General features: G+C 51.3%; 6 protein-coding genes. 1 reads left to right on the top strand and 5 read right to left on the bottom strand.

What is annotated here, in order from left to right:
• Positions 1 to 5: 5 nt before the first annotated feature.
• From ABV298_RS10555 to ABV298_RS10540, 4 genes are all read right to left on the bottom strand, one after another.
• Positions 6 to 2519: a glucoamylase family protein gene (locus tag ABV298_RS10555; protein ID WP_353722083.1), complete on the bottom strand. Its 2514-nt coding sequence runs from the start codon at positions 2517 to 2519 to the stop codon at positions 6 to 8.
• A 20-nt stretch (positions 2520 to 2539) separates the two neighbouring features.
• Positions 2540 to 4033 (bottom strand): RagB/SusD family nutrient uptake outer membrane protein, encoded by a 1494-nt coding sequence (locus ABV298_RS10550; RefSeq protein ID WP_353722082.1) that lies wholly within the window; start codon positions 4031 to 4033, stop codon positions 2540 to 2542.
• A 13-nt stretch (positions 4034 to 4046) separates the two neighbouring features.
• Positions 4047 to 7079, bottom strand: a complete 3033-nt coding sequence (locus ABV298_RS10545) for a TonB-dependent receptor (RefSeq protein ID WP_353722081.1) — start codon at positions 7077 to 7079, stop codon at positions 4047 to 4049.
• Between the two features lie 166 nt (positions 7080 to 7245).
• Complete coding sequence (locus ABV298_RS10540; RefSeq protein ID WP_353722080.1) at positions 7246 to 10146, bottom strand: triple tyrosine motif-containing protein; 2901 nt, start codon at positions 10144 to 10146, stop codon at positions 7246 to 7248.
• An 83-nt stretch (positions 10147 to 10229) separates the two neighbouring features.
• Here ABV298_RS10540 and ABV298_RS10535 point away from each other — a divergent pair, with 83 nt between their 5' ends.
• On the top strand, positions 10230 to 11606 hold the full coding sequence (locus ABV298_RS10535; protein WP_353722079.1) for a hypothetical protein: 1377 nt from the start codon (positions 10230 to 10232) through the stop codon (positions 11604 to 11606).
• 72 nt (positions 11607 to 11678) lie between these two features.
• On the opposite strand, the gene mdh is transcribed toward ABV298_RS10535, so the two are convergent.
• Positions 11679 to 12608, bottom strand: coding sequence for a malate dehydrogenase (gene mdh, locus ABV298_RS10530; RefSeq protein WP_353722078.1), 930 nt, complete (start codon positions 12606 to 12608; stop codon positions 11679 to 11681).
• Between the last annotated feature and the right edge of the window lie 205 nt (positions 12609 to 12813).

Here is a 12813-nt window from a genome sequence, read left to right as displayed (position 1 = left end):
GTTCCTCAAAGCTGGGGACTGTTAAATCCGAGCTTTTTAAGACCGGTCTTAACCTCCGGGCTGCTCATGAAGAGCTTCCAGGGTAAAGCCGTGCGGTAATTTTCGATCATGACGACGATCGGCCCCTGGTCGATAGCCAGGTAAGAATCCGTAAACCATAGCTGATCCAGCGAAAATGCGTCGTGGAAGCCGTACTCGCCCCATAACCTGTCGCCGAGTTTGTAGTAGAAGAATTTTAAAGCCCTCATCGACTCCGCGGGTGTATACGGGAATGCGGAAAGTGCTGCAGTAGGCGCAATTACTCCCTTGTCGTTGCTTGGGGAGCTGGCATTATAGCCGCCCGGAATGTCGCTGGCGGTGAGGCCCCAGCATTGGTCGCTGTACCCGTAGTATTGTTGCGGGTTTGTTTTGCAATAATTGTAATTGATAAGGGTATGGGCCTTGTTTTGGGTAAAATAATTGGTAAACCGGTCGGTGAGGCCGGTTGGATTCAGCCCCAGAAACGAATAGTGCGAGAAAAACAACGGCCCACCCAGGGGTTCACCAAGCGGTAATGTGATACCATAATATTCTTTTCCGTTGGTAAATGTGCTGTTGCCTGCCCACCCGTTGTCGTAAACGCTTTTGTCGATGCCGTGCGAAGGGGACGCCGCCGCCAGCACATAGGTGATCAGGCATTCGTTCCAGCCACGGATCTGGTGATTCATATCCCAGCCGTAATCCGGGCTCCAATGCCAGTACAGTACATTCTCATTGTTTTTTCTAAACCAATCCCATTCCACCGCTCTCCATATCGCATTGATATCGGTCCGTAACGTGGTTTCGGCGGCATTGCTTTCACTGAAATACTGGCGGGCCGTGAGCAATCCCTGGATCAGGAACGACGTTTCTACCAGATCGGCTCCATTGTCCTTATCGCTGAACGGCACAGCTGCGCCGGTTATGCCGTTCAGCCAATGCGGAAATGCCCCGTGAAAGGTCTGCGCTTTTTTCAGGAAGCCTACGATCTTCTGCATTCTTTCCAATCCCTGTGCGCGGGTGATAAACTTCCGTTCGATTGCGACGGGAATGGTCATAATGCCAAAACCGCTACCGCCGGAGGTCACCACGTCGCCCGAGGTATTCCGCTCGCGCGCCAGCCCGCTCACCGGGTGCGCGAAGTCCCAGAAATACCTGAAAGTTTGCTGCTGTACGAGCGTTAATAACGCTTCTTCACCAATGACCGGGAATTTGTCGGTAGAATCCAGCATCGTGATCAGTTCTACTTTCACCTCGTTCAGGAGCATTCCGCCCGTTTTGGATTTTAATGCTTTGGTGGCGCTGACAGAATAGCGGGTCAGGTATTTCAAATCGGCGGAAGGCGTGATCACAACCGAACTGTCGCCGTTTTCCAGGGAGGAAGAATATGCGACGGCTTCACCCGACATCGACTGAAAGGTGATCCCGTCGGGAATGGTTGCGTTGCTGAGCGGTGCTGAGAATGTAAACCTGATTTTAGGTTTGAGGTTTACATCATGGTATTTGAACCCGGAATAGGTGCCGTTCACTTTCACGCTATTAAATCCGAATGAAGCCGGTATTCCGGGGTTTGAAGGCCCGGGGGCTTCCTTTTCCGATTTGCAGGAAACCCCGAGCCAGATCAATGAACAAAAAAGAAGAAGGTATTTAAAAGGCATTATTTCCCCCCTCGATTCCAGTTTGACGAGTGCATCCACTTCGGCGTCTTTCAAAGCAACATTGTAAATCCTTACTTCGTCGAGCAGGCCGGTCAGGTAGCTCGCCCAATCCTGTGCGGAAGCCCCCGTGGTAAGGCTCGGCTTAGTCTGGAATTGTACCGTGCCGAATACCATTTTACCGGGATTCTTCCATTTCAACTCCCCGAATTTGGCTACTGTAGTGGTAGCTGTTTTAGAGCCGTTCACATATACATTGAAAGTGGATGAAGTGGCATCGTATGACAATGCAATGTGATTCCAGGAGTTATAAAGGTTCACAATGCCTTCCTTGGTAACCCAGGCGTCGGTTTTATCATTCTGAATGTGGGCTTTGAAAATACCGTCAGTATCGGTACCGCCGTTCTCGAAAAAGGTTTCGATGTTTCCCCAGAAACCATCTGTTTGAGACAAACCTACCAGTCCGATAATGCCGCCCGCCGCTTTGGTCGACGGGCTGTTTACCCAGTAGGTCAATGTAAAGCTCTTCAACCCCAGAATGGCCGCAGTCGGCGTGAAAAGCACATAACCGTCTTTGGCTCCCTTCATTGCCTGGCCTTTCAGACCGTTGGCGAATGTAGTGCCGGTATTGGTGCCAGCGGTGTTGGAAATAACGTCGCTGTAATTACCGTCGAAAGGGAAATGCGCCACGAGATTGGCCCTTGCGATTTCGTCGGAGCTCGTGAAGCCGCCGATGGTCACGCTGGGCGCGTAACTTTCGGGATCGAACTTTTCATAGCAGGAGGTAACCCCGGGCACGGTCAATACACACAATGCCACGGCCAGCTTATTCTTTAAAGTTTTCATCGATAGATCGTGGTTTTGGATTAATAGCCTGGATTCTGGGTCAGCACGCCTGCGCTGAGGTCGATTTCATTCTGAGGAATAGGCCACACTTCGTTTTTGCCGGCCTTCCATCCTTTTGGTCCGAAGATCTGAGCGGCACGTCCCTGACGGATCACATCAAAATAGCGGTCGAATTCCATAGCAAGCTCATAGTGGCGCTCGTTCCAGATCGCCAGGCGCAATGCGGCTTTGTCGGTGGTGGTCACTTTTGGCAGGATGGTTTTGCTTGCGCCCCTTGCACGTGCACGCACCATTTCAAGCGAAGCGAGCGCCTGGGTCGTGTTACCGATTTCGTTGGCAGCTTCCGCATTCATTAGCAATACTTCGGCGTAGCGGATCACGCGTACATTTTGCTGTGAGCCTTCATTGAAGCCCGTCACATAAAGTTTGAACGGCACATACGACTTCTGGTTGTACATAGGGTTATCGCCGGTTGCTGCGATTACGTCTCCGGCTGGCGTCGTCTCGCCACGGAAAATGATCGTTGCATCCCTGCGCGGGTCGCCTGCTTCGAATGCTTTGGATAGTTGCTCGGTAGGTACATTAAAGCCCCAGCCGCCGCCTTGCACCCCCCGCACGCCCTGAACCTGCGAATACTGTGAGTTGGAGGCGTCTTTGTTCGAAGGAATGAGTTCGTTCTGGATTTCGAAGATCGATTCTCTGGAATTCTCATTCGGAATACGGAACAATGCTTCATAATCCGGGAACAGCGAATATTGGCCGGAGTTCATCACCTGTGTGGTCAGATCGAAAACCTGCTGCCATTTACCCTGGTACATCGAAACTTTGGCGTGTAAGGACTGCGCAGCGCCCTTGGTAGCGCGGCCGATGTCGGCTGCACCATAGTTTAATGGCAACACGGCAGCCGCTTCGGTGAGGTCTTTTTCGATGGCTGCGTAAACCTCCGCTTTCGGTGTGCGCGGGATATTGTATTCCGAAGCGTCCTTTGGAACACTCAACCTAAGGGGAATGTCGCCAAATGCCCGTACGAGCCTGAAATAGGAGTAGGCGCGCACGAATTTCGCCTCAGCCAGGTACCTCGCTTTCAGGGTCTCGTCCATGCTGATCGCCGGGATGTTGTCCAATACCTGGTTGGCGTAGTTGATATTCTGATATTGCCCCTCCCAGAAGCTGCCTAGCTGGCCTTCCGTGGAACCCACGGTGAAGGTATCGTATTGGTTAAAAAATGTAGCGTCGGAAGGTGTGCTGCCTTTTTCCGCATCATCGGAGCCTACGCTTTCGATGGCAATGGCGGCAAAAGCGGTGTTGTTCCAGCTGCGGAGGTTGGCATACATTGCATTCACTGCCTTGGTTGCGTCGGCTTCATTTACCCAGAACACCGCTCCCGCCTGTTTTCCCTGCGGGTCCACGTCGAGGAAACTGTCACTGCAGGACGATGGGACGATCAGGAGCGCTGCCAGCCCGATATAAAGCCCTTTCTGCTTCAAACTGTTTTTTAAATCTATATTTTTCATATCGCTTTTAATCTTAGAAAGTGACGTTGATACCGAAGTTGTAAGTCGCCGAAAGCGGGTACACATTGGCGTCGATTCCGGCCTGTGTCGGTTTGTTCTCGTTGGCTCTTACCTCGGGCGACAGGCCTTTGTATTTGAAGAAATTCAATGGGTTTTGCGCATTTGCGTACAGGCGCAGTTTGCGGATTTTCAGCTTTTCATTGAATGCCTGCGGGAACGTGTAACCGATTTGCGCATTTCTCACGCGGAAGTAGCTGCCGCTTTGCACAAAGAATGTGTTCGGCAGGTAGTTCTGGCCTCCGCCGATATTCGCCGAAGGATAAGTATTCGATGTGCCTTCGCCATGCCATCTGTTATCGTAGAAATCCTTGGTGAAGTTCTCGTTACCATAGCGCCACCCCATGTTGGCATTGTAAATATCGACCTTGGCTACGCCCTGGAAATCGAGCATCAGGTCGATGTTCTTATAATTCCAGCTGGTATTGATGCCATAGGTGTATTTCGGATTCGGGTTGCCGATCACCTGGCGGTCGAGCCCGGAAATGGTTCCGTCGGGTACGCCATCGGTTCCGCTGATATCGCGGTATCTGAAATCACCGGGCTTGGCGTTGGGTTGAGCGGAGTTTTTGATCTCTTCGTCGTTCTGGAAAATACCATCTACCACATAGCCGAAGAATGAACCGATCGGGTCGCCTACACGGGTACGCGTTGCGAGCGCTCCGCTGGTAAGGCCCACACCGCCATCATAGATCGGGTTCGCGCCGGACGATACTGAAAGCACTTTGTTGTTGTTCACTGCGCCGTTTATGCCGATGCTGTAAGAAAGGCCGTCGCCGATTTCGTCGCGCCAGTTCAATGCAAGTTCGAAACCTTTGTTCTGGAAGTTGGCCTGGTTGCCCACAATCCGGCCCGAGCTGGTACCGATAGAACTCAACACGGGAATGTCGAAGATCGCTCGTTCGGTTTTTTTGATATAATAATCCAGCTCTACGGTCAGTCTCGATTTCAGGAATGAAGCCTCGATACCCGCGTCGGTACCTACACCGCGTTCCCAGTAAGTGGTGGGCGGAATGATGGTGTTGATGCTGGCGCCGGTATTCAACTGTTCGCCGAAAATCGCCGCCAGTCCGCCGCCGGTCGCTACCGTGAGCGTCGACAGGTTGGAAGGCACGGATGCGTTACCGATTTTACCCCAGCTCCCACGGACTTTCAGGTTGTCGAAAACCGTCTGGTCTTTCATGAAATTTTCGTTGCTGATAACCCAGCCCGCCCCTACCGAAGGGAAATAACCCCAGGCATTACCGCCCTGGTAGAATTTCGAAGAGCCGTCCGCGCGGAGAGACGCATTCAACAGGTAACGCTCGCCGAAAGAGTAGTTCACACGGCCGAAATAGGAAGCGTAGGTACCCAGGTCGCCCTCGTCGGTTACGTTACGGCTATCGGCGCTACCCAGTGCGAGGTACAAATCGCCTTCGCTGGTGTATGGCACGTTCAGGGCATTGGCTGTGACTTTGTAGGATTGGTCGCGCTGCGCCGACTGACCGAGCAACGCCGTAATGCTGTGCTGGCCGAAGTCTTTGGTATAGGTCAAAGTGTTCTCAAAGATCCAGTAACGGGTCTGTGGACGGACAAATTCGAGGAAGCTGGTGGTGTTGCGTTGTTTGAATGTCGCAACATATTGCGGCACGTAGGTACGGGTTTCGTCCTGTCCGTAACGGCCACCGAGGCTTGTCCGGAAGGTAAGGCCTTTCAGGACCTGCAGTTCCGCGTAAGCATTACCGGTCAGCAGTGTTTTTTTGGTATTCTGGTTATAAAAGTCGATGGTAACCTGCGGGTTGAAGTTATTGGCGTCGCCCAGGTTGTAATCGGTAGGGTCGCCATAGGTGCCGTCGGCATAGTAAACCGGAACGACAGGCGCGGCGGCATACAATTGACGGAAAATACCTCCCGCTTCGTCTCTCGACTTACTATATGCAGCCGTTGCCGAGTAACCCACTTTCAGGTTCTTCAACACCTGGAAATCGTTCTGCAGACGGGCAGTGTAACGTTTGAAATTGTTTTTCTCGACAACACCGTCCTGATCCAGATAACCCAGCGAGAAGTTGTAAGTCGATTTTTCACCGCCACCGCTGATCGAAATCTGGTGATTGGTTACAAAGGCATTGCGCAGAATCTGATGGTACCAGTCGGTACCCTCGCCGAATTGCGATGGATCGAGGACATCCGATTTACCATTGATACGGCTCAATTCGTTGATCATCGTGGCATATTCGTTCGCGTTTGCCATTTTGATCTGGTTGGTCACTTTCTGGTAACCTACATAACCATTGTAATCGATGACCGCCTGGCCTGATTTTCCTTTTTTGGTGGTGATCAAAACGACCCCGTTCGCTGCGCGTACGCCATAAATGGACTGGCTGGACGCATCTTTCAGGATGTTCATGCTCTCGATATCGCCCGAGTTTAGGAAGCTGATATCATCGAACCATACACCGTCGACCACATACAATGGGTTAGCGCTGCCGTAAGCCGTTCCGACACCGCGGATACGGATCTGCGGCGCCTCGCCGGGCTTACCGGAGTTGTTGATCTGCACACCGGCTACCTTGCCCTGCAACCCGCTCACGGCATTCATCGAAGGTTGCTTCGCGATGTCGACACCCTTAATTTGTGTAATGGCACCCGTAACATCGAGTTTTTTCTGAGAACCATAACCCACCACGAGTACTTCGTTCAACGCCTTGGCATCCTCCTGCAATGCAACATTCAGGGTAGTTTGGTTGCCTACTGTTATCTCTTGAGTAACCATGCCGATCATCGAAAAGACCAGCACGGACTGGGGGGACGGAACTTTTATGGTGTAGTTCCCATCGGCATCGGTAGGAACACCGGTGGTGGTGCCTTTGATGAGCACGCTGGCGCCCGGCAGCGCCGAATTGTCGGCACTCGAAGTGACTTTCCCGGTCACATTTATTTCCTGCGCGTAAGAGAAACTTCCTAATGTCAGGAAAACGAGCATGTACAGTAATCGTACAATAGTTTTCATCAGTTTCAAATTGGTGATTGAATTATTATAAGAAAATATTGACTTCAAAATTAAGTTCGAAGGCGGGGAGGAATCAAAAAAAGCACTACATCACCACTACATCAATAAGAATAATGCAAGGTTTGGTTGGCAATAAATGGGTTAATGGTCGATTAATACAATTGGGTCAGATGTCCATCATAAATTGGGCCAGATTCGCATCGTTGTCCAATCCAAGCTTTTTGCGCAATCGGTAGCGCTTGATTTCCACACCGCGGACGGAAATCCCCAGCACGGGAGCCATCTCTTTGGTGGAAAGATTCATGCGAAGGCATGCAGCGAGCCGGAGCTCGGAAGGGGAAATGGTAGGGTATATCTGGCGGAGCCTTTTGAAGAATTGTTCATGGACTTCGTCGAAGTTTTGTTCGAACAGAATCCAGTCGTCTTTACCGGCCACATTTCGTTCGATACTGTTCAATAATTTCTGATAATGGATGTTGGGGAGCTGATGCCCCATTTCGGCCTTGACTTGCCTGAGTTCGTCACGGATTTCTTCCAGTATCTCGTTTTTCCGCACCACGTTAATCGCGACGTTGCTTAATTGCTGACTTTTGCTCTGGATTTCACTTTGCAGCTTTTCGTTCTGGATTTGCATGATCCGCCTCTCGCTGGACAGCCGTTGCTGCCGCAGCTTTTCCTCCTGCTCTTCTATCAGCTTCCGCCGGTGGCGCGCCAGCCGTTTTTCCTGGTAAACGATCAATGCGGCTAATGCCAGCGCGACGACGACTGCAAACAGGATTTTGGCAAACAAGGTTTCGCGCCAGTAGGGCCTTACGCTGAAATGGTAGGTCCCGATGGTGTCGTTGACGCTGCTCCGGATTTCGAAAATGTAGTCCCTCGATTCCAGGTTGGTAAATTCCACAAAGCTCTGGTCCGTCCATTCCGACCATTGATCTGTCAGCCCTTTCAGCCGGTATTGGTATTGTACATTTTGCCCGTAAGCCGGGATGGAGAACGCGACGCGGAGGGAACGTACTTCCGCAGGCAGCGAAGGGTTTCCCGAAATAGCAAACGTTTCATTGAGGTTGCGGAGGTTAGCGACTTTCCGGATTACCGGCGGCCCGGTTACCTCGTTGTGCTTGTCGGCCGACTTGCGATTATATAATGCATAGCCGTTGTCGAGGCAGAAGAAATAATAGTCGCCGGAGAGCGGTATGATGGTTTCGCTGTTGCGAACGAGCGTCAGGGGAAGGTTCCGCGCCTCCCTGCCGGGCTGATAGAATTCTACGCGGTTCATGAAAACCTTGAACCAGTCTCCGTCCAGGCCCGTCCTTACTTTATAATCTTCGTCTTCCTTCAAAAAATCGCTGCTTGCGACGAGATTGCCCGCAGCATCTGGCTGGAAAAACCGGTTGCCCGAGCGCACTCGTACCTGTCCGTCGAGCCATTGAACCACTTCGACCGAAAACTCGCTGGGCAGTTCCCGTGGCGCCTTAAATTCTTTCCAGAACAGCGCCGAATCCAACGCAGTGGTTAGTTTGGCTTGAAACAGGCCTTTATAGGCATGCCCGAGCCAGAATGTCCCGGAGTTGTCGCGTGCAATCTGTCGGATGGGAACAGGTGCGAATTTTTCCACCGGATAAGCGTACGTCCAGATACCCTTTGCGTCCTTTTTATATACGTGCAAGCCCACATACGCTCCCTGCAAAAGAAGCGTATCACGCCCGTTCCTGATCGGCATAAACACCCAGCCGCCGTTAACACCGGAGATTTTGGTAACGCTATTTTCCGAAATGCGGTAAGTAGCATCGTTGTGCCCGCATAGCAACTGGTCATCGATCACTTTAAGTGCCCAGGTCTGCCCTTCAAGTCCTAACACAGGCCTGAAGGGTTCCGATGAAAGCCATTTTTTGACAAACACGCCCTTATTGGACCCGACGTACAAGTTTCCATGCCAGATTGCCGCGGCATAAGTAGATCCCAAAGGATTGTCGCTCGTTTGATAAGCGATAATGGGCGACGACATTTTGACCATATCGATTCCCTGATCCAGCCCGATCCACAGCTGCTGCCGCGCATCTTCTTCCAGCGCCAGGACCGTGTTGTTTTGTAAGCCGGTATCCTTATTGAACCGGTACCTCAATGCGCCGTTTTTGGAAACCACATAAACCCCGTTCTGAATGGTACCGAAAACGACGCTGCTGTCGCGCGTCATAATGAGCGCGCGGTTGATGATATTCCTTTTCAATTCCGCCGAAATAGCAATATTCCAGGGAGAAAGTACCCCGTTTTGCCAGATGAAAATACCATGTTTGGTGGTGGTGATAAGGATCCGGTTGCCCGAATAGGGGAGTATGGACGATACAATCGCCGAAGAGAGACTTTCGGTACCCTTCAATGGCTCGAACCTTTTGTCTTTCAGCTCGTAAAGCCCCCGACCAATGAGCTGCACCAGTACGCGGTTTTTCACATAGCGAAGGAACATAAAATTGTCCGGCCCCTTGATTTCGGTCAGTGTTTTTCCATCGTAGCGGTATATGAAGGAGAATGACTGGAAATAAATGTACCTGGGCGTCTTTAATATATGCCAGATTTCCTCGGTTTTGAGGCTTGGGAAGTTCGCCTTTTTGCTCAGCGAGTAATATTTCAGCTGGCCGTCCGCCTCTTTCTTCCAGTATCCGAACTCCGAAAATCCGCCCACATAAATGCGCTGCTCGGTTTTCGGATGCCGATTGAGCACTTTTCCACCGGCTGGTTCAACCGTTTGTTCATCGTAAAGTACCGTCCTGACGATCTGGCCATCGGGTAGCGGGTACAGCTTCCACGAAGCGCCGTCGTGTTCCAGCAGGCCGTCCGAATTGGCGGAGTAAACGATGTCGTCGGCACTTTGGCAAATGTCCCAATTCTGGTTGTGTGCCTTGTAAACCGAGGCGGGATAGTTAATCAACGGAGGGGTTTCCTGGGCAAAAAGGGGCAGGAAGATTGTCACCAGAAAGAGTATGGTAGTATAGCAACCCGCCTTATATTTGGAAGCCCGGCTTGGGAAATGACTTCGTGCAAGTCGTTTTTCTGCCGTGTTCAATATCATTTTTAATTAACTATTATATCGTTTTTAGCTCTTCAAGAAGGGTTTGAATCGGTGATAGTGCGCATAACTCAATACAACGTTCAATGAAAAAAATCCTTTCCCTGGTGCTTCTCGGCACGTCGGCGGCAACCGTGCCAGCCATGTCGCAAGACGACAACAAGAGAAACGATATCCGTTACAATCTTAACGAATCCGGTTCACATTATGTTAAGTTCACATTCACGAATCAAGTCTGGCTGCGCTTGAACGATAACAATCCCGGCACCACCGTTTTAAGTGATCCCCGGACCAGCACATTCGACATCGGCCTCCGTCGTACGCGTATGCAGCTATTCGGCCAGCTCACCGACCGGATATTCTTCTACACCCAGTTCGGAATGAACAATTTCAACAAAGTGAGCGCATTCCCTGCCTATAACACAGCAGGAACGCCCTCTCAACGAAAGATCGCCGCATTCTTTCATGATGCGGTGGGCGAATACGAAGTACAACGCAAAGGCAATGGCTTTATTCGTTTCGGAGGCGGGTTGACCATCGTGAGCGGGTTTTCCCGGTTTTCACAACCCAGCATCGGCACCATTACCACCATGGACGTACCCGTTTTTGCCCAGGCGACGGTCGATCAGACCGATCAGTTTTCCCGAAAACTCACCGTTTACAGCCGCGGACAAATCGGTAAACTGAATTACCGGGTGGCCGTTGCCGATCCGTTTCCGGTCGAAACCAGCGGAACCACCCCGCCGGCGCTTAACCAGCACTCGGTTTTCTCGCAACGTAAGAACAGCAAGCAGTTTCAGGGGTTATTTATTTACAACATTTTTGACACCGAGGACAACACTACTCCGGGCTACATGACGGGAACTTATCTCGGCAAGCGCAAGGTGTTGAATATCGAGGCGGGCATTACCTCTCAGAAGAATGCGACCTGGAGGAGGGAGGCGGTGGATACGCTGTACAGCAATATGACGCTCTGGTCGGTGGCGGCGTATGTGGATATGCCCCTGAATGTAGAGAAAGGGACTGCGGTTTCCGCATATCTCGGCTATTTCGGCACGGATTACGGTAAAGGTTACCTGCGCTACAACGGCATTATGAACCCTGCCACCGGAACGAATCAACCCATCGCGGGCGTGAGCGGTACGCATGGGAACGCATACCCGATGTTCGGGACAGGCAATGTGATTTACGCGCAGGCGGGCTATAAGCTAAGGGATGGCTTGCTGGGCAGTCAGGGTACATTAATGCCTTATGCGTCGTTGCAGCGCGGTGACTACGACCGCTTACAGGGCGCCGCGAACATCTTCAATCTCGGTGTCAACTGGCTGATCAAAGGGCACAACGGGAAGTTGTCGCTGAATTACGAAAACCGTCCGGTTTACAGAAATGCTTCCGTTGTAAACGAGTTGGAGAAGAATGACCGCAAGGGGAGCTGGATTTTACAGTACCAGATTTCAATTTAACCCACATCGACACAACAAAAAGGTATCCGGTACTGCACTGCCGGATACCTTTTTTGTAATATATAAATGAGGCTATGCCAGGTTCAAAGCCGCATTCATCGAACGAACGGCCTCCGCTGACTTTTCAAACGCAGCTTTTTCTGCATCGCTCAGGCGGAGATTGATGATCTTTTCCCAGCCGCCACGGCCCAGAACTACGGGCACTCCCATACAAATATCCTTCTGGCCGTATTCGCCATTCAGATAAACGCTGCAAGGCACAATGCGTTTCTGGTTACGCACGATGCTCTCGACCAGCATGGCGGTAGCGGCACCGGGCGCGTACCAGGCCGACGTTCCGATGAGCTTGGTCAGTGTAGCGCCGCCTACCATGGTGTCGGCAGCTACTTTTTCGAGCTGGTCGGCGGAGAGAAAGCGGCTTACGGGGATTCCGTTGTAAGTAGCCAACCGGGTTAACGGGATCATAGTCGTGTCGCCGTGGCCGCCGATTACCATCCCGTGAATATCGAGCGGTGAAACGTCCATGGCCATGGCCAGGTAGGTTTTGAAGCGCGCGCTATCCAATGCGCCCCCCATCCCGATCAGGCGTTTTTTAGGAATACCGGAATCTTTCAATGCCAGGTAAGTCATAGTGTCCATAGGGTTGGAAACTACGATTACGATCGCTTTCGGCGAATATTTCAAAAGATTTTCTGTAACTCCCTTTACGATTCCTGCATTGATGCCGATCAGCTCTTCGCGTGTCATTCCGGGCTTACGGGGCAGCCCCGAAGTGATCACAACCACATCCGAGCCTTTGGTTTTTTCGTAGTCATTGGTTGATCCGACGGGCCTGGTATTGAACCCCAGCAAGGCGGCCGTCTGGTACATGTCCAGCGACTTTCCTTCGCTGACGCCCTCCTTGATATCCAGCAACACCACTTCTTCTGCCAGCTCACGACGAATGATATTATCGGCAGTGGTTGCGCCTACCGCACCCGCACCTACAACAGTAATCTTCATAGGGAAATATGGTTAATTGTATAGAAATTGATGCTTTTTATATTTTTTCCTAAAAGTATGATACATAATTTGTTTAAACCAAGCGGAAATTGATTTTTTGCCGCAAAACCTCCGGTCGCCCCCCCGGAACGCAATTTTTTCTGTAAGTTGATAGTTATAATGGCTTTATAAACCACTTTTTCCTGCTTTGTACGATGAATGACGA

The sequence above is a fragment of the Dyadobacter sp. 676 genome, assembly GCF_040448675.1.
Classification (GTDB): domain Bacteria; phylum Bacteroidota; class Bacteroidia; order Cytophagales; family Spirosomataceae; genus Dyadobacter.
This window is presented reverse-complemented; position numbering and strand designations above follow the sequence as displayed.